Source organism: Roseiconus nitratireducens (assembly GCF_008629675.1).
Classification (GTDB): Bacteria; Planctomycetota; Planctomycetia; order Pirellulales; family Pirellulaceae; genus Stieleria; species Stieleria nitratireducens.
Map to the genome: position 1 here is coordinate 89,379 of NZ_VWOX01000012.1, position 24,060 is coordinate 113,438.

Genomic DNA, 24,060 nt, shown 5'->3' on the forward strand with positions numbered 1-24,060 from the left:
TGCGTTCGAAGTGACAGGCGGAGCCTGGAAGCACAGCGGGTTCCAAGGCGGGAGCCTTGGAACCAGAACCTCGTTCCCGGGCTCCCGCCCGGGAACGCACCGGACCGTGCGACCTTTACAGGCCCCGGCAAAGCGGCGATGCTATTGGGCTTACCAGCGAAGCCTTTCCCGAGACGGTGCGGGGAAGGTTTCTTTTTTTGAACGAATAGCGGAGACCTGTCATGGTTGAATCGGTACCGATGACCCGTGAGGGCTACAACAAGATCAAAGCCGAAATCGAACACCTGGAAGGCGAGGTGATGCCCGAGATCGCCGAGAAGATCGCGGCCGCCCGCGAAGAAGGCGACTTGAAAGAGAACGCCGAATACCACGCGCAGCGCGAAAGCCAAGGTAAGACCCAGGCCCGAATCAACCTGCTGAAAGACAAATTGGCGCGGGCTTCGATCGTCGACATGTCCGAGCTGCCCCGCGACGAAGTCGTCTTTGGTTGCACCGTGACCGTCCAAGACATGGAAGACGGCATGGAGGAACAGTTCACGTTCGTCGGCGCCGGCGAAGACGACTACAAGTCGGGAAAGATCCTGGTGACCAGCCCGATCGGCAAAGGCTTGTTGGGCAAGAAGGTCGACGAAGTCGCCGAGATCGAGGTGCCGGCTGGCATGATGAAGCTGAAAGTGATGAAGATCGAATTCCCCGACGCCTGATGCCCGCCACGCGGGCCGTTCGCCGTCCGCTCCCCGCGCTCGATCGACGATCGAATCCTTTCCGCCCCGCTCGATCGCCCACGCGTCCATCGCCCCTGAACGCCGCATGTCCCCCGATCACGATCACGATCACGATCACGACGATTCGACCTCCGACCCGACCGCACCCGGAGAACCGTCCGCCGGGGTCTCGGCCGAATCCCGCGTCGCCGATCCCACCGGCCGCCAGCCGATCGAACGCGTCACCGACGAGGGTCCCGGATGTCTTCCCGGCTGCATGGCGGCCGCGGTCCTGTCGGGCATCCTCGCGTTCATTGCCTGTGCCTTCGGCACCTGGGTGCTGTATCAGAAGCGAAGCGAACTGGCCTTGCGCACCGTCCGCGGCACCTACCTGCCGTTGATCGAACAGAGCCGGCTACCGCCGGATGAGAAACAGCCCACGGCGCAGCTGCTGGCGGAGTTCGGCGACAAGCTACAGAATCGCCAGGTCGAAGATTGGCAGGCCGCCGGCGTCATGCAGCGATTGACACGTCTGCCGATCTTGGAATGGGGCCAGATCCGCGCGGTCGAAGCCTTCGTCGATACCGATCCCGCAGACTTTGCGGACGACGCGTCCCAGCAATTTGACCGACTCCGCCACGGCGTCGAACGCGGCCAACTGACCGCCATTGACTTCCGTCATATCCTATCCCCGGTGACACGTGCCGACGACACAAGCGACGGAACGATCCTGATCGAGCCTCTGGAAACGAGCGCCGTCCAGGAAGTGGTTCAGCTGGCCCGCCAGGCGGCCGATCGCGGCGGCGTCGCGGACAATCCCAAGGGGGACGTCACCATCGACACGCTCGTGCGGCGACAAATTGAAGCCGGAATGGAGCAAGGCAGTTTTTAGCATCGGCAGGAACAATCAAACGTGGCGAAAGAAAAGGTGGTGGTGGTCGGAGCCGGTCCGGGTGGGCTGGCCGCCGCAATGCAGCTGGCCCACGCCGGCTGTGACGTCACGGTCCTGGAACGGCGGGATCGTCCTGGCGGACGGACGTCGGCGATCGAACGCCAAGGCTTCCGCTTTGACTGCGGGCCAACCTTCTTTTTGTACCCCCGGGTGCTGACGGAGATCTTTCAGAGCGTCGGCTACGACCTGATGGAAGAAGTCCCGATGCGGCGTTTGGATCCGCAATATCGGTTGACTTTCGGCGGCGGCGGACAGCTGGATTGCACCGCCGACATGGATGAAATGGATCGCCAAATCGCCGCGATCTCGCCGGCAGACGTGGGTGCCCTGCGGCGATACATGGACGACAACCGAATCAAGCTGGAGAAATTCCGGCCGATCCTGGAGTCGCCGTTTTCATCCTTCAAAGATCTGATGCGTCCGTCCCTGCTGGGAGCCGCCCGGCACGTGCACCCGATGCGGTCGCTGGGGCAGGAATTGGGTCGCTACTTCGCTGACCCACGACTGGTGATCGCGTTTGCGTTTCAATCCAAGTACCTGGGGATGTCTCCTTTCAACTGCCCCAGCCTGTTCAGCATTCTTTCGTTCCTGGAATACGAACACGGTGTCTGGCACCCGATCGGAGGCTGCAGCCGCGTCAGTGAACGGATGGCCGAGATTGCTACCGAACTCGGTGTCACCTTTCGGTACAACGAACCGGTCCAATCGGTCCAAATGCGCGGCCGACGCGTCACGTCGCTGGAAACGGCTCAAGCCCATTACGATGCCGACGCGTTCGTCGTCAACGCGGACTTTGCCGACTGGATCACGCGGACGGTCCCCAACGCAAAACGCCGACGGTGGACCGACGAAGCCATCGCCAAGAAAAAGTTTTCCTGCAGCACCTTCATGCTGTACCTGGGAATCGAAGGCGTCTACGAGGATCTTCCGCACCACAACATCCACATCAGCAAAGACTACGACCAGAACCTTCGCGAGATCGAACAGACCCACCAGCTCAGCGAAGACCCTTCGTTCTACGTTCAGAATGCCTGCGTGACGGACCCCTCATTGGCTCCGGACGGTCACAGCACGCTGTATGTCCTGGTCCCGGTCACGCACCAGACCGGGTCGATCGACTGGGCTGTCGAAGCGCCGCGTTTTCGTGAGCTGACGCTGGACCGATTGAGCGCCATCGGTCTGCACGACCTTCGCGACCGGATCCGAGTCGAGCACGTGTTGACGCCGCAATCCTGGAGCGAAGACTACGCGATCCACAAAGGCGCCACCTTCAACCTGGCGCACAACCTGGGCCAGATGCTTCACAACCGCCCGCGCAATCGGTTCGAAGACCTGCAGGGCGTCTACCTGGTTGGCGGTGGGACGCATCCCGGCAGCGGGCTGCCGGTGATCTACGAATCCAGCCGCATCACCACCAAACTGCTGCTGGCCGATCTGCAAACCGCCCCGGCGCAAAGCCGTCCCCGCGCCGAACCGGTCGCACTGTCCACCCCCGAACTGGGAGCGTGATCAAGCCGCTTCACAACACCGGTCGCCTAAAGGCTCCACACCAACAACCCGCTGGTGTGGAGCCTTTAGGCGACAGGGCTCTGATCGTCCACGAGTAGCTACGCTCGCCAGAGCGTAGCTTTCCGCAGCGACAAACCTGACAGCTCAGCAAGGCACGATCCCGGGCAACCGCCGCCATCTCAATCCAGCTGCCGCGGCTGTGGCATCTTGGCTCCCATCTTCTGTTGCCAATCTTTCAATTTGCGTCGCAGCTCCGCCGTCTGCTCGGGCAATTGCTCGGACAAGTCGTTTGATTCCCCCACGTCCTGCGACAGGTCGTACAGCTCCGCTCGTCCTTCCTCGTAGAACTCAATCAACTTCCAATTCCCGTCGCGGATCGCCGCACCGGGCGTCCAGGTTGATCCGTGATAATGCGGATAGTGCCACACGATCGGCTCATGTTCGATCTGCGCCTGCCCCTTCAACAGCGGCACCAGGCTGGTTCCATCGGCGTGCAACTCCGGCGCGAGCGGCAGCCCCGCCAGATCCAACATCGTGGGAAAGAAGTCCATGCTGACAACCGGAAACTCGCACGTGCTTCCAGCCTGAGTGACTCCCGGGGCGCGCACGATCATCGGTTCACGAACGCCGCCCTCGTAGCACCAGCCCTTGCCGCTACGGAGCGGTAAATTGCTGGTCGGGCCGGCCGTCTTTTTCGTGCACAAGCCGCCATTGTCGGAAAAGAAAAACACGCACGTGTTCTCGGACAGCCCCAATCGCTCGAGCGTCTGCAGCAGTTCTCCGACGCTGTCATCAACGGCAGCCACCATCGACGCGTAATCGGGAAAGTCTTGCCGGGCGCGGGATTGGCCACTGCGTTCGGCAATCGTCGGCGTCGGCGAATCCCCAAACCTCTCGTCGCGTTTCGTCCGGAAATGTTCGATCCGCTTGTCGTAGGCCTGGATCGGCGTGTGAACGTTGTAATACGCCAGAAACAGCAGGAAGGGCTGCTCGGTGTTTCGCGTGTCCAGAAACTGCACGGACTCCTCCGTCAAACGCTCGGTCAGGTACTCGCCCTTTTCGTGATCCGGCAAGAACGGGTTCTTGAAGGGTGCGTAGTATCCGCCCGGCGGACTTCCCCGATCGTGACCGCCCCGATTGAAATCGAACCCCTGATCGGTCGGCAGATGCCCGACGTCTCCCAGATGCCACTTGCCGGCGAAGAAGGTCTGGTACCCGGCTTGCCTCAGTTGTTCGGCAAGCGTCACTTCGGAGAGCGCCAGGTTGTCGCGATCCTCCACGTGTTCGAATTTTCGATCCTTGACGCGGCTGGCATCCATCCCCGGGATCCAGTCGGTGATGTCGACTCGCACCGGGTGCCGTCCGGTCATGATGCTCGCGCGCGTGGGCGAGCAAACCGGACAGGCCGCGTACCCCTGAGTGAATCGCATTCCGGACCGAGCCAGGGCGTCGATGTGTGGCGTTTCATAAAAGTCACTTCCGTTGCACCCCACATCGGCCCATCCCAGATCGTCGACCAGCAGGAACAGAAAGTTGGGACGCTCGGCATGCACCACGCAGGCGAGCAGCCCATTGAGAACAAGCAAAACAAAGAATCGAAACATCATGAACCCAATCCGGCACGAGTCTTCCGCTGGTGTGGAGCATTCAGCGACAAGCCGAAACCACACCCAAACACCCCAAGAGCCTATCAGAATTGCCACCGCCCCAAGCCGGAACCAAAGTCATTTCAACACCCGTCGGCTAAAGCCTCCACACCAACGACGCGCTGGTGTGGAGGCTTTAGCCGACATGCCACCACCACCTCACGGTCCCTCAAAACCTCCAACATGGGATTCAAAACACCCTTTTTTGCCTCTCCTGTCGCCTAAAGGCTCCACACCAGCGAAATCAACCGATACGCTTGAACGAAACGCTTACCAATTCAACTCTTACGGCATGGGGCATGCTTGATGAGTCATCGGGATGCGATGTACCGGTGGAGAAGGGCCTCCGAGAAGGATCGCCAAGCCATTCTCGCGGACAGGGCGGCACGCAACCATCCGCTTCATTCACCGTTTCACCTTTCCAACCGAGACGCGCGGACGGATTGGTTTCTGATCACCGCCGCGTGCTACGAGCATCGACGCATCATTGGCCAGTCGACCGAGCGGTTGAGCGACTTCGCACAGCATCTTTGCCAAGTGCTAACCGAGAACTCCCGGTCCGTCACCGCTTGGGTCGTGTTGGCGAACCATTATCACGCCCTCGTCGAATGCCCGTCCATCGCTTGCATGCTGGCCGCACTGGGAAAACTGCATGGAAGAAGTTCCTATCAATGGAACTTGAAGGATCGACGACGTGGCCGACGAGTTTGGTGCAAGGCCGCAGAAACGGCGATGAAATCTGAAGGCCACTTTTTCGCGACGGTGAACTACATCTTTCACAATCCGGTGCGCCACGGATACTGCCGAAGATGGACGGAATGGCCTCACAGCAACGTCCAGCAGTACCTGGCAGCAGTGGGACGGGAGCAAGCACGACGTCAATGGAACGCCTACCCATTGCACGAATACGGGGACGGTTGGGATCCACCCGAGCTGTGAGTGGTCTGCGCTGGTGTGGAGCCTTTAGGCGACAAGTCACCACTCCTCCACACGACTCGCCGGGCTCAAACTCAGATCCCAAACTCTCAAATGGCTTCGCACCCAGGTCGCCTGAAGGCTCCACACCAGCGCCACCCACCGATGCGGTTGACTTTCCCCGCTAGGGCACAAACCAACCGAGTCGGTCCATGCGGTAGCGATCCGCGGCAAACTGTTCGGCCGGGACGAATCCGCCGCGCGAAATCACCAGCGCCCCCTGGTTTTCGGAAGCCGCGTCGTACCCGGGATCGGCCGGGGCCAGGCACGTGTCGTCACTCCCGACGGCTCCCATCTCACCGGGATCGTCGACCACCTCGTTGAGGTTGTCATCGATGCCCGCTTGGCCGGGCTCCCCATCCTGGCCGGGCCCCAGCACGATGGCCGCGTCGGCAGCAAACACAAACCGCTCAACCTGCTCCACGCCCCGTTGGCCCAGGTAGGAGGCCTCGCCGACACGCAGCGGTCCGGCGGCATCGCCACGTTGCGATTCCAACCGTTCGATCTGCGTCAACACCGGAGCCCGATCGAAAGACTCCGTCGGAGGCTGATCCGACAACGAAGCCAACGAAACAACGCGGGCGATCACCCCGATCCCCAACACCGTCCAAACCGCGATCAACGTCGAACGTCGCATCGAAACCCGCAAAGATTAGAAGTCCTGAATGACCGTCTGCTGGCGGATCGTATCGGCATCGACATCATTGACCCGAATGGAGATCTTGATTGCCCGCAACGGATCGCGAATCGGCGGAGTCAAGCCGATTGGCACGGTGGACAGGTTGTTCGGAGTCTGCTCGCTGCCCGCATTCTGATCCACGAACTCGCCTTCGTTGGAAATCGCGCCATCAAACGAACTCCACCGGCGAATGCTGACCGGACGAGGCACGGAGGAAACGGTACCAGAGTTATTTTGGGCAACGCGACGTTCGGTGTACCCGGGCACGCCAGAAGAGTAACCACCAACCTCGAATGCAAACGGGTTCCCCGCGAAGCTGCCGTAGTAGGATCCCTCCTGGTCAAAGACGTCTTTCGTGTACGTGTCGGTCCAAGTGTCGTAGACCGGTTGATAGAACGACGAAACCGTCGACAACCCGCCGGAACTGGAAACGATCATCCGACCGCTTTGTTCCCAGGAAGATTGAAACTGCGATGCTAGCGGAGTTGGCGTGGTTCCATAATTCACCGTGGCGACGCCAGACGGCAGCAAGCCACTGAACCCGCTACAGAACAGACCCAAGTTAGGCGTTGTCAGAAGCGTCCCGGATTCATCGAACTGGGCCAGCCCACGCATCGGACCACCGGCCAGACGCGGATAGCCGACGTCCACGAAATCGCCCTGGTCAACGACAAAGAACGGCGTCGTCGGTGTCGCGTACCAATCTCCTTGAGTCTTGTTGCCATTGTTCACCAGCGCTTCGTCGATGCGTGGGTCATTGACGGTCACCACTTCATCGTCCGTTCCCGGCCAACCCAATTCCGTTTCGTTGTCGATCACACCGTCGCCATCATCGTCGCCGGCAGCGCCCGGCACTCCGTCGCCACCGACCCAAATAAATCGCGGCGCCGCCGGATCAAACACTTGAACGTCAAACCCGACCACATCGTCGGCGATGACATCCGAACCACCACGATTGACCAGTGCGACCGACGTGCCCCCGGCTCCGAAATCGCTGACACGGTCGGCCAGGTTGAATTCCGGCCGCAAGAAGGTCGTCATCGTGAACCGACCGAACTCATTCAGATAGGGAGTGCCCCCCGGCGGCGTTCCCACGACGTGGTCGGCCTGGGAGGGGAAGGTGGTGGGTGTTGAGCCGGCGTTCATCAGCGGATCGCTCGGGTCGACCAAAACGGGTGGCGTCGAGGATCGGGCCGACAGATAAGGGTGGGGTGGGCAGAGCGCGATCTGCGGCATCGAGGACCCCTGGGAACCGGAGATCAACTGATGCGGGATGCGGACATGGGCAAACCGATTCTCCGGCCGCGAGAGTTGTGCCAATGAATTCGCTTTCAGCAGGGCCGTTGGCATGCCAAAGGTTGGGGGCGGCGTGACGGTGCCGGTGACCGGTGGGCTCCAATAATCCGTCACACGGCTGATCGAAAGGTCCATCACCTGCTGGATCCGCCCTACACCGGCCAACCAGTGCGGCGCGGCGGTGTTCTGCGCCCCCGCATTGCTGCCGTTCAGCCACAAGCCGGGAGCGGCCACGAAGCCGGCATCGGGAAAGATCGATCGGTTGGAACCGGTGGTGTCCGAAATCGGCACGACCTCCAATGCCCCGGAGCCGTTACGACGGAGGAAGGGGACGGTCGGAACGTTCCACATCAACGGGGTCGGCGTAGGCGCCGTGGCCCCGTTGGCCGAATTCATCTCCGCCTGCGTCATGTTCAGATCGGGCCGAATCAGCAGCACTCGGCGGTGAAGCCGCAATCGATCGGGCAACAAGTCGTCGTTGCGATCACGGTAGACGGGATAGAGTGAGAAAGCCCCGCTGCCGTCAGCCGTCTGATTCTCGTATAGCAGCGAGCCATCACCGTTTCGCTCCCACTGCGGCGACAACCAGTACGCAATCTCGGCAACGTCCGAATAAAAAGGCACCAGTTGGGTCGCCTGGATGTTCGTGTAATTGGTGATCTCGATACCCGTCATCTGCCCGTTGGCAAACCGCTTCGCGTCCAGCACCCCGCGGGGGATGAATCCCACGAAGGGAGCTCCGTCCTTGGCCTGCGAGGTGAACGCCAAGAAATCATCGATGTCTCCGAAACGGCTGTCGGGGAAATAGGTCACCGTCCGGGGCGTTGGGTGAGGCACGCTGCCCAGGATCGTGGTGGAATCGGTGAACGGGCCCTCGTGGTACACCAGGTAGCCTTCGGCCGCTGCATCCTTCGCCGGCGGAGTCATCTCGCACGTTGCCCGTAGCAGCTCGTCCCGCAACCGCAACGCGATGTCACGCAGCTTGCTGCTCAAGTCCAGCTCCGACTGCTGCTCCGTGATCTTGTCACCAAGCAGTTTGTAGGCGCGGGCCAGTCCCAACATCAGCAGCAGCGATGCGGTCAGCGCGATGAGCACCTCCAAGATCGTGAACGCCAACGCAGGCCGTCGCAATCGACGCCCCATCCGATTCCTGTGCACGACCGCCTCCCTTCTCGAAAGATCCGAGAGAGAAGCTGCGGGGTGCGGACGCGTGAAATCAATACTCATAACACTTCGACGTTTTCGATACTTTTGGTAGCTGGCGATCGCCTCACTTCACCCTCCCTCCGGGAGGGTCGCGGAGGAGCTTGCGACGACGCGGGGAGGGGACACTGCGGACGAGATAAAATCATTTTGTTGTCGAAGACACCCTCCCCAAAGGCTCGTGCCTCGCCTTTGACCCTCCCGGAGGGAGGGTGAATTAACACGCTGTAAAATGACTCGACCTCCAAGCGGCAGGGTGGCCATCGAGCGTAGCGTCTTGCGGTTGTGAAACTTCCCAGCGAACATCATTCTTCCACTTCGCTGTACAAGATGGTTCGTTCGGCATCCATGTTCTTGCCGCGCAAGAACCCGACGGGGATTGTCCGGTCGACGACGTAGCTGGCACGGCTACGGATCGGCTCGCCGGTCTCGTTGATGTATTCGCGTCCCACCGCTCCGGTGGTCGGATCGACCACGAAGTACCCCAAGGTCAAGCGGATGTGGAACACGTTGCTGTGGTGCGTCGTGACCCCCGACATCCTGGCCGCGTTCTGGAATCGATAGTACGAATCGCGATCCAGGTTACGAAGGTTCATGTGCAACTCGGCCTCGGGTCGCTCAAACAGCCCGGTATTGACCAGCGGCATCCGCAATTCCCGTACTTCCTGCTTGTTCGGCGTCAGACCGGGAACGACGACCGAATCGGTCGAATTCTGCGTGGCGTCGTTCAGCGGTGAGGTCGCGGCATCGAATTCCACTTCCAGAGAGAACCGAGTGTCGGTCGGTTGGTTGACCGCAGTCCGCTGAGCGTTGGACATCGTTCGAATGTCGAAGTCCGGGTGCGGACGCAGCACCGTCATGTCATGGGTTCTCCGCGGCATTCCGACACCGCTTCGATCTCCCTGACGCATGAATCGCTGCAACGACGGAGTCGAACTGGCCTGTGCCGGTCCGAAGACGCCGGCAAACCGCGTCGGGTAACGCGCATCTAGATCCGGGTTCCCCAGGTAGGTCGACCCACGCAGCGTCGTGCTGTACCCGCGACGGGCTTCCACGTAGGCCTTGAACGAACGGCCGAAACTGGTGTCGACCGATTCTTCGTAGCGATTGTTTTCGCCCATCGTCGCCGGCGCACCGTAGCTGCTGTCCAACTCATACGGCGTCGAAATGCCCCAGGCCAACGAACGGTAGACCGAGCCGTTACCGAACAACTCGGAAGTCCCAAACTCGTTGGTGAAGCCATTTCCGTTGACCGGGAAGTTGGACGGATTGGCGGAAATCAAGTTGGCGGCGTTCGGCAGCGAATCGACATTCGTCGGATCTTCCAGCAACAACCGAGGGTTGGGGCTGGTGTCCGCCGGATCCTCGTATCCGTCCAACATCTGGTTGTTCGGTCCGGTGTAACGCGGGCCCTTGCGAATGTAATCCGGCGTCGTGTTCAGGTTGATCTTGCCGGGGGTGCGGTGCCGTCCAATGTAGTTGTACGGCGGTTGCAACGTTTCCACGGCACGGTTGAACATCTCGTGCACCTGCACGCTGCGTGTCGTTCCCGAGTCGTAGGTAATATCGCGGCGGAACTGCACCTTCTCCGGATCAAACCAGCGTTGGCTGTCGAACCAGACCGGACCGACATCCACGTAGTCAAAGATCTGTTCGAAGCCGGCCCGTTCACCTGTGAAGGTGTCCAAGTTTCCGTCGGCATCTTCCACCACGCCCAGGGGGCGCCGCGGTCGCGAACCGTCCGTCAGATTCAGGTCTTCGGGCCGGAATGTTGCGTATCCCTGGTCAAATCCCAGCAAGTGGTCGAACGGGATCGGCACCTCGCGGCGATAGTCGTCTTCCAACCGGGTGCCGGGCCCATAGGTCGCCAGCAGGCTGGTGCGGGAGACGGCGGGCACGTTCATCAAGTCGTAGACCGACTGGAACTCACGGTTCATCCACGGCACCGTCATGAACAACACCTCATCGGGCGCGCTGACGCCGAACGTGTTGGCCCGCGGCGAAGTCGATCGGACGGGAACCCCGTATTCGCGATTGACAAAACCGAGCGATTGCGTGAAGGGATCGTTCACCCGGTCAAAGGTCAACCAGTTGCCCGACGTGTCCTTTCCGTAACGTGTATCCAAGTTGGCACTCGCCGCAGCAGTCAAGCTGCCGTTGTCCCACATGGATCCCAGTTCGTAGCCAAAATAGTCGGCACCGGGCGCAGCGATGGCCGGCGGATTGCTGGGACGAAGCAGGTTCGTCGTCATCGACAGTGGAGACCGTTTGGCGATCACCACGCGTTCACGCTGGGCAAGCGTCGAGGGCGAAGCCACCGTCGGCAGCAACACAGAAATGCCGCGGTCTTCTTCCGCGTCGGGGATCTTCCGACGGGTGTCCAAACGGATCGCCGGGACGAAGTCACCAGCAACCGTTGTGTCCCAATCGGTGACGTTGTCGACCGGCTGGTTGCTGACGGCTCCCGGAGGTCCCGCGGCGGGATCGATCACCATGCGGTCAATCTTTTCCCGCACATCGTGTTCACCGTTGAACGTGGTCAGGTCCATCGGCAGGAAGTCGACCGTGACGTAAGGGTTATCGACCGGGTGCCACGGGATCGACGGATCCGCCAGACGCTGCAGGAAGATCGTGGCAGCTTCCTGGTGCGTCCCCACGGCCGCCCATTCGAAGTTGTTCTGCTCCAACGGCGTCCCCGCGACGTGGTCCAAGGGCGTATCGGGGTGATACCCGACCGCGTTCTCGTAATCACGATAGCCATCGACGTACGGATAAACTCCGCCGCCGGCATCCATGGTCGTGATCCGGTGCGTCGGCGCGGTGTAGTAGTTCACGTTCGGAAGCGGCGCACTGATGTTGAATCCCATATCGACCTGCTCGCCAACCGCAAAGGTCGACGCGTAGGTCGCCCAATCCATCGCGGCCGGATCGACCTCGTGGGGATACAACGATTCGCAAACCAAAGGCAGGACATGTCCCACGTCGTGGCCAACGGTCGCCGTGGCATCCTCCAGGTAGTTGGGCGTTTGCGGATTTGCATTGCCGTTTCGGTAATAGTCCAGCCGGAATACCGGTTGGGCCGGTGCGGGCGTCAGCGTCTGCGTGACGAACTCCAGTCGCTGGTCCGACGGGAAGTATTCATAATTGGGAGCAATCGAGGTGGACTTCTGACCGAAGCGTGTCACCGCCCGCGGGGCGACCATGGCATACTGCCCCGGCTGCAACAGCGGAGTGGCATTTTCCGGCAACGTCAGATCACCGGGCGCACCCCTGTTTGGTTTATTGAAGAACACGTTGTCCGGACGCATCCCACTGTTGGGATCGCTGACAACCGTCAGCCCCGGATTGGGCACCAGGTTGGCGAACCACACGAACCGTTCCAGACGGATCCGCGTCGGATTCGGCGACGCAGCATCGTTGGCCGGGTTCAAATCATCGTCAGAGAGCGTCACGTACTCAGTCTGCAACGGATCAGTCGAGAGTCGCAACCGCGGACGAATGTCGGCGGCGTGCCGGGGCAACAGATTCCAGTTATCCACCGCGGCCGTCATGTCGGCGGGCATTGTCCAATCGATGGTGCCGTCGTCCAGGTAGTTCGGCACGTCTTGGCGCGCCGCCGGATTGGTTGCCAGTTCCACCATCCGGTCGGCATCGAACAACCACCGGGTACTCTTGTTGGGATCACCCTGAGTCCGCTCGCCGACCGCCATCCGCCACACCGGGCTAATCCGGTTGCCAGAACCGATCGTGCGTCCCAGATCCAACGCGTTCGACGTATAGAGTTCACCGGGCAGACTGGGCTGCGATTCACCATTGCCGACGATCTGCGGAGCCAACGCCTGCAATTCCACGAACGCACTCGCCTGCGGAATGCGGAACTGGTCCATGTCGCTATCGGATGCGGTATCCGGATCGCTGGTGTCGTCGTCGTCAAACAATTCACCATCGGGTGTGACCGAGGGGTCCGCCGCGCTGGGCTGTTTGTCCAAATTGCGACGCAGCCGCTTGTCGTGCATCGCCATTGCTTCGGTCAGCTGCAACTCCGGACGTTCCATTCCCCACACCGTGTTCTGCGCGGCGGTGGCGAGATTGAATCCGTTAGCGTCGAACGGGTTGGGATCGTACCGCAGCCGGGTGCACTTGGCGTCGACGTCTCGGTAATCGACGGCGTTCGCGGCCCACTGGGCCAGCCGTTTGGCGACGTACCGATTGCGAATGTCAACGTTTGCGGGCGTGCCGGCATCGACAAAGCCGACCGGGTAGGGGAAGTTGGGGACCAACTCGCCACCGGTTTCGTCTTCGATCAACGCAAACATCAAACAGTACAGGTTGCGGGCCAGCAATTCCGATCCGTCGGCCATCTTGACCCGATCGTTGGTTCCGTCACCGTCCAAGTCAACCAGTGGCGTGCCCTGATCCAGCACCCCATCGCCATCGGTATCCAGACCATCGAAATCGACCGGACCCGCCGGTGATGGCGTCATGGAATTGGATGCGTAGTGAGCCGTCACCGTCGCCTTATTCGGGAAAGCGGCTGCAATCTGTGGGAAAGCCGGTTCGGTTGACGCGCGGTTGTTCGCTTCGTTCGCTTCCTTGACGACAGTCGGGGTCGTCGTCCGATTTGCCAGCACCGTTTGGGTTTCTGCGGTTTCGTCACCGATTCCGGCGAACCCGACGGACAACGTGCCGGCGGGCATCGTATCGTCCTGTTCGTTGCCGATCTGGCGGTTCAGATTCAGCTTCGAACCTTTCCGCAGCTCCACGGCCAACATCCGTTGCAAATGCGTCGGTTGTTGATTCAACGGAAGCGTCGGACTGGCGGCGGGACCGAACTTGTCGGCGAACAAGTGCACAAAGCTGATGCCGCCGGGGAGTTCCGGTGAATCGACGCTGCGGCTGTCGGTGACCAGCAATCGACGTAACGCCTCGTTTCGGTTGGCCGCATCTCCCAACAATTGGGTCAAGCGACCATCGAGCGCCCCGCCGTTGATGAAGTCGATCTGTTCGGCGGCGGAAAATGGTTCGTCGTCTCCGCGGACTTCCGACGCTCCGAATTCGTAAGGTTGATTGACAATGTCGTCGCCCGCGGGAAGTTGCGTGAATCGGTGCGACCCGTTGCGATCTTTTCGCGTCTTCATCACACCGGCCATGTCCACCGGTCGACCGGAGATGGAGTCGGCACGGTGATTGACCGCACGCCCGGGAAACGGGATGCGCGCCAACAGGTCCGAGCCGACTTCGGGATCAAATCGGGTTCCCGCACCAGGAAGCCGCAGGAATCTGGATCGGATGTCGGCCGGTGCCGGATAGGGATACGGGAACGCGTAGTTGTAAACCTGACCGCCGTATCGCGTGTTCAGCAGGTTCCCGTAACGCGTGGTCAGGACCTGGTCGATCGACAACGGGGCGCCCACCTGATTGGTCGACACGGGCCCGATGAAGCGCGGCGGCAACGCCGGTTCGAATGCGAACAAATGGGAGAAGTCGATCTCGGCCGGGCCCAGCCCACCACCGCGTCCGAACGAATCGAGCGCCGTGTTGACGTTGAAGTAGTCGGTGTCGTTGCGGTACTGCAGCGGTCCCGTTGAGAAGCGGGCGCTCGTCAGCTGGTTGTAGCTGCCGGTGTGGTTGACGTTGATGCGTCCGTCCCAGTCTTCGATTAGCGGGGCCACCATCGGCCTCAAGATCTGACCGTCCGATGCGACCACCGTCGGCAGGTTTAGGTCAACCCACACACTGTCGGGCAAACCGTCGAAGTCGTTGTCGACGTCCCAAGGTCCGTTGACCAACCAGACCGCCAGTTGTTCCACCTGCGAGACGATCTGTGCCAGCGAACCGGTCAGATCCAGCGGACGATTCAGGATCGCGGCCTGATTGGACCCCGTAAACAATGGAGATCCATCGAAAGGATCCCCGTCACCGTTCAAATCGCTGTTGGCTGCATTGACGTACTGGTGCGGAAAGTTCAACGGCCGCAGCGTGGCGCGACGCAACCGCGTCACGAGGTACTGCAGACGGGTCCCGTCAAAATTGGGAGAATTGTTGTCGGGAGCCGCTTTGATGTCGGCGAAGCGTCGCTCGATGTACCGCGCGTCGGACGGGTCAAGAATGTCCCCAGGAATCCGGATCGGCGCATTCATCAGGTAGTTGATGATCGCAGGACGGTGAAACGACGGGATCACGTATTGACCCAACTGTCGATTCAACTCCGCGGCATCCACGCCACTGTAGATCGCTTGCAGCGCGGACCGGCGGTGGTCACTGGGCTGCCAAGCCAAAAAGATGTTCTCCATGTCGGCCACGTCCCAGCCTTCATCGGGCTCGGGAAACGCACCCACCGTGCCGTCACCGCCTTGATAAACCGTTCCGGTCAACCGCGAGTTCAAGGTGAATTCGATATCGCTTCCTTGGTCCAGAACGGTGCCGTTACGAACCAGACCGGTCACACCGGCGGGGTTGATGCCGCGGCCATTGAACACGGCCCCGTTGACGACAAAACGGAACCCGACGTCATCCGAGCCGGGAGCGCCCAACTCGCCAGCGTCATCGACCCCGTTGGCACCATCATCGTCCACCCCGGCCTGACCGGGCGCATCATCCGGTCCGGGACTGTACAGCAGTCGGTTGGGGAAATTGGCCGCAACCAGGTAGAGCTGTTCCGGGACGCCATTGATCGTGACGATCTCGTCACCCAGTTCGGACAGATCAATCACCAGATTTCCGGCCATATTGAATTCCGGCGGGTCGGTGATCGAGTTGCCCTGGTCGGGTGTCCCGTTGTCGGTTCCCAGCGAACGCACGATTCGGAACGATTGATCTTTCAGCGGTCCCTCATCAAAGGTCACGATCCGACCGGCCAGTGCATCATCCAGGTACGTTCGCAGACGGTCACGCAACGGCTGATTGACGGGATCAACAGCCCCGGGCGGCGGTGTCACAACCGACGGATCTCCGTCAAAGTGCCACCACACCAGGTTGGTCGGAAACTTGAAGAGCGTACTTTGCGGTTGCGGAGCACGGACACCGACCATTGGCAACAACAGCTGTCCACCGGGGATTGCCGGAATCAATTTGGTGTTGTTCGGTGGCGGGATGACCCGACCACGACGGTGACCGACGCGCATCTGCATTCCGTCAACACCGTAGAAGTCTTCCAGCAGACTGGCTCCGAAGGCGGCGCTGCGAGAGTCATTGGTGCCGATGACCAATTGCATGATCGCGCTGTCCAGCGGCGGCTTGGGCAGCACTTCGTCTTGCCGCCGCTGTTGGCTGGCGTAGGACGAGTCGGCCATCTGGGAACTGAAAACGACGAAGCTGACCACCAACACGGTGAACAGCGACAACATGCCGAGCACAATCAGCAAGACAATCCCCGAGTTCGGTCGGGGCCGGCTTCTGCGCGATCCGTCGATCATTCGGTGGTGGGGGATTTGAGTTTTCATCACAAGTTGATCCATTGACCGTCACTCGCGTTCAATGCCGTGGCGGGGCCATCGGCTGCTCGTTTCGGTTCAGTTCCTAGAAAAGAAAGGTTCTGGCGACTCAGCGCCAAAAGTGCTGGCATTCGTGCGTTGTCCGTACGACGCGGTTCGTGCGTCGCACCTCCGTTGCTGCAAAGTCACCGAGTGGTCCGTAGCGTTCGTATCCGGCTCTCGTCGGTGATTGTTCTGCTTGGGTTCATCTTTTGGGTGCCGACCGTGGGAAACGTCCGGCACGCCTTGCTTGCTATCACAGTTGGGTCTGGAACCGCTTCACGCTGACCACTTTGGGGACGATCACCACCAGGGTTCCATAATCTTGGTGTTCGTAGCCGGCGGGGTTGCCGGTGCGTGGCATCACGTCGTAGTCGAATGCCGGCGCGTTACCCCAGCTGGGCTGTGTCGGATTTCCGTAGTAAGGCGCGGCATAGGACGATGCGAACGGTTGCTGCTGAATCGGGTGAAACACCCAATCCCGGCCGCGAACGGCGATTTGAGTCTGATAAGAAGTCACACCACCGACCGTCACCAGGGTCGGCGCGACGATCACGTCGGAGACCTGATACCAGGCAAATTTCAGCGCCCCGGGGATGATCGTCGGTGTCGCTCCCGATGCGGGGTCACGGACGTATTCGCGACGCATCAACATCAGCCAGTCACCGTCGTTAAGTTCCGGTTTGACATAGCGGCTGGTCCGGAACACAAACTCACCGCCTCCGCCACCGACGATCGGACGGTCCGAAAGCGTGACGTAGCCCAGTTGTTCGCCGGGATACAGCAATTCGCTGTCCGCTGGCGGTGGGCCGTTGACCACGCTCGGATCGGTCGCGGTGTATGGTGCCAGGTTGTGCGCCAGTCCGGCACCGCCTCCCGGGACGGTCACCACCTGGCGATCCCGCATCGTGACCACGGCGCCATCAAACAAGTTGCTGCCGGGTGCCGAACGCGACATCAGCACGATCGAACTGTAGCGTGAACTGACCGTGTTCTTTGCCAGCGAACCCGCCGCGTTGCCGCCGCGTTGGACGAACAAGCCAGGCCCCCGCGTCGTGTCATCGGGGATCACGACCGAAAAGTCATCGCTGCGACGCGTGGTCGACTGGGCGCTGGCCGCCGACAACACACCCGTGGAACCTTCAAACGGAATCGCAATTCGAGTGAACCGCGGCGTGTCCCAATCCAAAGTCATCGATGCGCTCAGCGCCGCCGACGGGGAAACATCGATCGGTTGATAGCGAGGGTCGTAACACGGGAACACCGTGCGGTCGTAATTGTTGCGGTTGTCATAGGGCGCCGCAGCAAGGTCATTCCGCAACGTGTTCGAAGCACTCAAAAACCAGGGGTCGATGCAAAACGCATCTGGCATCTGCGGCTGCGCCGGTGCGCCCGCAGCCAGATTGTTTTCGTATTGCGTGAGGTGATTGCCAAATTCCTGAGTGCTGAGCTGGTTGAAACGCAGCGACGAGGCGTTGAAGGCTTGCAGGGAGTTGTTGGCAACGATCACTTCCGTGAACGCGCTCTCCAGGTTGGCCATATCGGTCGCGACGCGGTTATTGATCTCTTCAATCGATCGGTCGATCTGAATGGCGTTGGCCGCATTGTTGGTCGCCACCGGCAGGATCGAAGCCACGCCCAGCAGACCGATCGTCAACACGGCGATCGCGAACAGGACCTCCATGATCGACAGCCCCGAACGTTTGGGCCCCGCGGCGATTGCGGTGGCACGACCGAAGGTTCCGCTGCCGATTCGAATTCGTTGCTTACTGCTCATTGGACCGCACCTCCTGAAGCGAGTCGTCGTGACTGATGGACACGCGCGTTCATCACGCTTCGAGCGGGCGGGGTCGTCCCGAGCCCGTAGTAGTTGGTCAACACGGTCGCCGGAGGCTGCGATGCCACCGTGTCCAATCGGATCGCACCGCTGAGCGGTTGCACGCTGACCCAGGCACAATCGGTGTTGGCAAAATTTGGTACTTTGGTCGGCGTCAGCGCCGCCGGCGGGGCGGGAGTGGCCAGCGGCGGGTCGTCCGTCGTGATGTTGTAATCGGTGGTACCGACGACGTCCGGATAGCGGGCACCGTCATCGATGTTGTCCAAGATGCCATCGACATACCCGACGTTGAACGACACCGTCGTCGACGGATCCAGACGCACCAGGTTGAATCCGTCAATCACCCCGCCGTTGACAATGCGTTGATCGGAATAGATCCCGTCCAGCCGTCCGTCGGGAGCAAACATCACGTAGACGTCGTTCAGCAACCGATTCGCGGCCAGGTTGGGGATCTGCGTCGTGGGGATCGGATCCACAATCTGCTGAACATTGAACGCCAACGGATTGGAGGAAGGCCCTGAGACGGACAGATCCACCACCGTGCGTCCAATCAAGCTGACCGGCGCCAGCGGAGCTCGGACCGGATTGACCCGAAACTTGAAGTCATGCGGCTGATAGACAGCCAATCCGGCGGGAAAGGTCGAGCTCACGCCCGTTGTCGTCAAAGTCCCAGGAAAGCCGGTGTTCTGCGGCGAGAAATGTGGATAGTTGAACTCCACCAACGTGCCCGGCCCCGCGGGGACGCCCTGCGCATTCAACGGACTCCCTCCCGTCACGGTGTACGTGACCGCTGACTCGACTTTGAAAATGTAGTCCGACTTGCCGACGGAAAACTGGGTCCCAACATTGATCAGTCTGGCGGCCGGACTGGTCCCGCTGGAATTTGCCACCGCGTACAGCAATCCCGCAGAGGTTTGCGGAAAGAAAAACTTCGGCACGGGTGTGGACCCGGTTGGCGGGTCAAACACCGGATAAACGGCTGACGCAGCGACGTCGCCACGGTACTCCAGTGGCGACTGCACATAGTAAAGCCGGGTCGCGTAGTTGCCGCCCAAATAGTTCAGCGCCGAGGGGTTGCCCGACCCGATGTCATGGCGTTGACGTTCGATCACAATCCCGTAGGGTCGCCCTGTGCGGATCGCTTGCGCCCGAGCGTTGATGAACGCACCCTTGACCAGAGACGCGCTGCGGCTGAGCGTGTTCTGACGCATGCTGTCTTTCAGCGTTGGCAGGGCGATCGCCGTCAACGCCGACGCAATCGTCAGCGCGATCAGCAATTCCACCAGGGTGAAAGCGTCTCGGCAACTTCGGCGGTGCAGTGTCATGGCTCTCATCTAAAGGTCTCCATCAAGCGACGTGATGTTGTCGCCCGCGGCGCCGCGGTCCAACGTTCCGCCCAGACCACCGCCTTCACGTGCCGTCCTGATACTGATGTTGTTAGGCGGCACTTCGATCAGATTGAACCCAAGTGGCACCGGCGAAATAGACACATCATGGAATGGATCTGGATACCGATAAACCACTCGGGGATCGCGTGGAGTTGGGGTGTTGTTGGTGATCTGTATGGCTGAGGCGCTGTAATAATCGCCGACGTCTTGTGACGTCTCCGGGTCGTACGTCCGCCGAATGCCAAACTCTCCATCACGTCCGGCACTGATCACGACCGGCGGAAGGTAAAACGGGTGATAGGCCTGCGGCGGAGTCGGGGGCGTTGAGAAGTTCGCCGAATCGAACCGCCAGTCCGCGAGCAGAAAATCAAACGGATCGGGATCGGACGGGTACTGATCAGCCGGCGTTCCGGCCGCGGGCCGAAAGTTTTTGATCGCCGCCGCACTGATTCCCGCGGGATTGCGGATCATTTCATACGGAACTCCCCACGCATCCAGAATCTCCGGAAATCCGTCGCCGTCCGTATCACCGATGCTGGTGGAAGGCAGCTTGTCGATCGCCTTCTGGCCAAACAATTGAGTCGTCGCCAGGATCAAGTACAGGCACTCGGCCGATTCATTCGTCCGCGTCCACTCCCGTCCGGCGCCATCGTCGATAGGATCACCGCTGGTAAAGCGGTTGAACGGCGGCTGGAATGCTCCACCGTTGTAAGCGGCGGCAATCGCGTCGACCGAAGGATCGGTGCAGGGATTATTCGCGGCGACCTGAGAATCCAGCGTGGCAGCCGAATCCAGACCGGCCAGCGTTCGCATCCGGTTCCACTGCGACGGCGGTTTGACCTGCGCCAGGTTGGCCTGCCATCCCGATGGAATCCGAGTCCGAAATTGCAACGATGCCGGAGGGTACAACAAATCGGCGCGGCACTCCGGGATGACCATGCGGATCAAATCGCGGCGGGCGGCCAGCACCAAACGGCTCCGCTCCTGGGCTTCGAAGGCGGCCGGGCTGGCGGCCCCCGCGCTGCCCAGTCCGCCGACCGACCCGGCCGTCGCGGCGGGGTTGATCGGCGCGTAAACCAATTCCACCTTGGACAACGACACCTCGTTCATCCGCGATTGCAACAGCTGGCCGATCGTCAGCACGTCGGCTTGCGTGCGTTTGATCCGCGCGTCGGTGGTGGCGGATGCGAGCGCGTAGGTCAGCATGCCGGCCAGTGAGACCATCACGGTCAGCACGACCAGCAATTCGACCAGCGTGAAGCCGCCGGCGCGACGCGGGGTCGTCCGTTGCGGAGTTCGTTTCGCTTTGCGTTGCGTTTGCATCTCTGGTTTCACTCGTTGTCCGAAATCACCTTCCGCGCCAGCTGCCAGGCGGTGTCGATAAAGCCCTGCCGTCGCCGGGCGGTGGAAAACCACGCTCTGGCCAGCGTGGCTACACGTCTTCTGGATACTTGCTAAGGCAGTTGATTCTCAAAGGTGGACTCGATGAAGTTGCACATGTTGTCCTTGAACGGGTTGTCCGACTTGTTGACGATCGACGTGATGTCGAAACGGCTGACGTTGGGACTCTTCAAAGCCTGCGGCGTGCTGGCCGCATCGTTCAGCACGATCAGGCCGCCATCGACCTGGAAATAAACCGGCGCGACATTTTGAGGGTTGGTTCCGCCGTCGGCGTCGGTGACCTCGCCGTAAAAACCGTCCAGGCCCGGCGCGAGCAGTTGGAACGAATTCGGCTGGGCAAACTGCCACCCCGTTGCCGCCGCGGCCAACGTGCCATAACTGCCCGAAGGCGGATTGTTGGCAACGGTGGAATAGACGGGACGGACGCCGTCGTAGCCGGTCAATGAATCGTTGGTTTGACGCACGTACCCGTTGAACACGGTGGTCCCATCGTTCCACGCGTACGTCCGTGCGTCGAAGTACACGACCGGGCTGGCCTCTTCACGCAGGTTGTACGTCGGAAACACATCGATGGGCGAATAGGTGTCGTCGTCGCTCTGATTGCGATTGGTGAACGACTTGGTCGCGCTTGGATCGAACGTCACCAGGGACAATCGAGCCGGGTCGAATTCGATCTCGGGCGAATTGCGGGTCGGGTTGTACTCGTAGCCGGCCGGATCGTCCGGTGCGGTGGGAGCGTTCGGCGCCGGCATCGCGACCAACGGACCGCCCGCACCGGTGAACGGATACTGCGGATCGGAACTGAATCCTCCCAACGACCACACCACGGCTTCGGCCCGGTCCATTGCGGCCGGGTTGTAATTCGTTGTGGCCGTCAGCTGCGTGGGATCGTTGTCGGCCACGTCATCGCACAACCGATACAGCAAGTTCAATTCGGTCGTCGCGATGTCGGGAAAGATCTTCAGGTAGTGTCTCTTGACCAGGTTCCAGTCGGAAAAGTCCGGCGGATAGTCGCCGTACTTGGTCTTGTAGTTCTCGATCCCGCTGGCCAGGTTGGTCATCTCCGCTTTCATCGACGCCTGACGCACGGTCCGCATCACGCGACCGATGGCCGGGATGGATAGCGCAGCGATGGCGCCGATGATCGTGATCACCACCAGCAGTTCAACCAGCGTGAAACCGCGACGATCGGCGGACGGTCGGTAAGTTGATTGTTTGCGATTCATGATTCAGTTCCCCGCTGGAATACTTCCCTGTGGGTATTGGGCCTGTCGGTCGTGGATTTGACTTCGCTTGGCTACCGATCTTGCTCGGTCGAGGGTGGTGGTGGTCGAGACGGAACGGGTGTGAAAAGCCCCACGTAGGGACCCTCTGCGGAGCCGAATCACGCGTCGTCGCGCGACCGGCCGGCCGCCGGGACACTCCCCGGCGGTTTTCCGCTGCCGACGGGGTCATCCCGCACGGCTGTGCTTGCCTTTTCGGGCCGAGCTTTCGGGCTGGGCTCTCGGCCTGGGCCCGCGTCAGTTGGACAAACTGGTGATCAACGAAATCAGCGGCATGAACAAACTGATCACGATGAAACCGACGGTGACCCCCAGAAAGACGATCATCAACGGTTCGATCAGGGCGGTCAGACCGTCGGTCATGGTTCGCACTTCTTCGTCGTACGTGTCGGCGACCTTGTACAACATCGTGTCCAACTCACCGGTTTCTTCACCGACGTCGACCATGTTGACGACCAAGTCGTTGACGACGCGGCCCTTGATCTTCATGGCGTAAAACAGTCCGGCGACGACCGCCCCGATGCCGATCGCGTAGGCTCCCATGAACGTCAACGTCTGGACCATCACGCCGTCATCCAATTTGGTCCCACGGCTGGTGATCGCGACCGACAGCAGCAACATCCCCGGGAACGCCCCGAAGAGCGCGAAGAAGAACAACGCCATCGGGTGGAAGCCCAGCCGGCTGTGGTCCTTCAGCGGTTTGCTGATCACTTCCCCCTCGCGGACCGCCTCGCTGACTCGCATGAACAGTTTCTCGAACACCGCGTTTCCGGCGGTCTCGCGGGTGATGTTCAACGCCTCCAAAATCGGCACCCCGCTGCTGACCAGCGTTCCCAACGTCCGGGTCGTTCTAGCCAGGATATTCTTTTCCAGCAGGCCGCCGAAAATCGGCACCTTGATGATGAACATGTCAAACCCGGTCCGCCCGTGCCGGAACTTGCGGACCAGCTTGACGAATAGCAGGAACATGATCGGGATCACAATCAACAGCCACCAATAGTTCGCCAGGTAGTTGCTCATCGCGATCAACAGCAGCGTCGGCGCGGGCAGTTTCAGCTCGAACTCTTCGAACATCTCCTCGAACGTCGGCACGATGAAGATCATGATCCCGGTCAGAATCAGGATCGCGACCAGAGCCACCACGATCGGGTAGATCAACGCACCTTTGACTTTTCGTTTGAGCGATTCGGCGCGTTCGAGAAACTCCGCCAGACGTTGCAAAATGGTTTCCAACGCCCCACCGGCCTCGCCGGCCTTGATCATGTTCACGTACAGCCGGCTGAAGATCTTCGGCGACTTGGCCATCGCTTCGCTCAGCGTGGACCCGCTTTCAATCTCCTCGCACACGTCCATCAACGCGTACTTCAACTTGCCGGGCTTCTGGTTGTTTTCCAGGATCTTCAACGACCGCAAAATCGGCAGGCCGGCGTCCTGAAGAATCGACAGCTGGCGGGTGAAGGCGCACAGGTGTTTGGTTTTCGCACCCCCGATGGCGAAGCCACGCTTCTTGCCGCCCTTGCCGCCCTTCTTGGCAGCGGCTTGTTTCTTGACGGAGATCTTCGTGACGAAGTACCCCATCTGGCGAATGGTGGTTTGCGCCTCCTCTTCGGTCGCCGCATCGATCTCGTCGCGGATCTCCTGACCGGCCGCGTCCATCGCTTCGAATTGATAAGTAGGCATTTTTACTTCGCCCTGGTTTCTGGCTCGTTGCGTTT

13 protein-coding genes are annotated in these 24,060 nt (G+C 60.7%); 4 read left to right on the forward strand and 9 right to left on the reverse strand.

Annotation, left to right across the window (positions count from 1 at the left end; genetic code table 11):
- Positions 1–221 precede the first annotated feature (221 nt).
- The 3 genes from greA (at position 222) to FYK55_RS20090 (ending at position 3,165) form a co-directional block, all read left to right on the forward strand.
- Positions 222–704 (forward strand): transcription elongation factor GreA, encoded by a 483-nt coding sequence (gene greA, locus FYK55_RS20080; protein WP_150078250.1) that lies wholly within the window; start codon positions 222–224, stop codon positions 702–704.
- A 106-nt stretch (positions 705–810) separates the two neighbouring features.
- On the forward strand, positions 811–1,596 hold the full coding sequence (locus tag FYK55_RS20085; RefSeq protein ID WP_150078251.1) for a hypothetical protein: 786 nt from the start codon (positions 811–813) through the stop codon (positions 1,594–1,596).
- Positions 1,597–1,617: 21 nt separating this feature from the next.
- Positions 1,618–3,165, forward strand: coding sequence for a phytoene desaturase (locus tag FYK55_RS20090; RefSeq protein ID WP_150078252.1), 1,548 nt, complete (start codon positions 1,618–1,620; stop codon positions 3,163–3,165).
- A 179-nt stretch (positions 3,166–3,344) separates the two neighbouring features.
- Here the strand turns inward: FYK55_RS20090 and FYK55_RS20095 are convergent, their stop codons facing one another.
- Positions 3,345–4,772: a sulfatase gene (locus FYK55_RS20095; RefSeq protein ID WP_150078253.1), complete on the reverse strand. Its 1,428-nt coding sequence runs from the start codon at positions 4,770–4,772 to the stop codon at positions 3,345–3,347.
- Between the two features lie 345 nt (positions 4,773–5,117).
- On the opposite strand from FYK55_RS20095, the gene FYK55_RS20100 reads away from it, so the two are divergent.
- Positions 5,118–5,750, forward strand: coding sequence for a hypothetical protein (locus FYK55_RS20100; protein ID WP_201743755.1), 633 nt, complete (start codon positions 5,118–5,120; stop codon positions 5,748–5,750).
- A gap of 160 nt (positions 5,751–5,910) precedes the next feature.
- Here the strand turns inward: FYK55_RS20100 and FYK55_RS20105 are convergent, their stop codons facing one another.
- The 8 genes from FYK55_RS20105 to FYK55_RS20140 all read right to left on the reverse strand — a co-directional run bounded on the left by FYK55_RS20105 (position 5,911) and on the right by FYK55_RS20140 (position 24,025).
- On the reverse strand, positions 5,911–6,423 hold the full coding sequence (locus tag FYK55_RS20105) for a hypothetical protein (protein WP_150078254.1): 513 nt from the start codon (positions 6,421–6,423) through the stop codon (positions 5,911–5,913).
- A 15-nt stretch (positions 6,424–6,438) separates the two neighbouring features.
- The gene (locus tag FYK55_RS20110; RefSeq protein ID WP_150078255.1) at positions 6,439–8,904 is read right to left on the reverse strand and encodes a PulJ/GspJ family protein; all 2,466 of its coding nucleotides are present in this window, start codon (positions 8,902–8,904) and stop codon (positions 6,439–6,441) included.
- Between the two features lie 365 nt (positions 8,905–9,269).
- Complete coding sequence (locus FYK55_RS20115) at positions 9,270–16,406, reverse strand: hypothetical protein (RefSeq protein WP_150078256.1); 7,137 nt, start codon at positions 16,404–16,406, stop codon at positions 9,270–9,272.
- Positions 16,407–16,692: 286 nt separating this feature from the next.
- Positions 16,693–18,213, reverse strand: coding sequence for a hypothetical protein (locus tag FYK55_RS20120; protein ID WP_150078257.1), 1,521 nt, complete (start codon positions 18,211–18,213; stop codon positions 16,693–16,695).
- The gene (locus tag FYK55_RS20125; protein WP_161604646.1) at positions 18,210–19,598 is read right to left on the reverse strand and encodes a pilus assembly FimT family protein; all 1,389 of its coding nucleotides are present in this window, start codon (positions 19,596–19,598) and stop codon (positions 18,210–18,212) included. Before FYK55_RS20125 ends, FYK55_RS20120 begins: the two co-directional genes overlap by 4 nt.
- A 9-nt stretch (positions 19,599–19,607) precedes the next feature.
- On the reverse strand, positions 19,608–20,984 hold the full coding sequence (locus FYK55_RS20130) for a prepilin-type N-terminal cleavage/methylation domain-containing protein (protein WP_150078259.1): 1,377 nt from the start codon (positions 20,982–20,984) through the stop codon (positions 19,608–19,610).
- A gap of 131 nt (positions 20,985–21,115) precedes the next feature.
- A complete protein-coding gene (locus FYK55_RS20135) occupies positions 21,116–22,288 on the reverse strand; it encodes a type II secretion system protein (protein ID WP_150078260.1) in 1,173 nt (390 codons plus the stop codon).
- A 294-nt stretch (positions 22,289–22,582) separates the two neighbouring features.
- Positions 22,583–24,025, reverse strand: coding sequence for a type II secretion system F family protein (locus FYK55_RS20140; RefSeq protein WP_150078261.1), 1,443 nt, complete (start codon positions 24,023–24,025; stop codon positions 22,583–22,585).
- Positions 24,026–24,060: the final 35 nt, after the last annotated feature.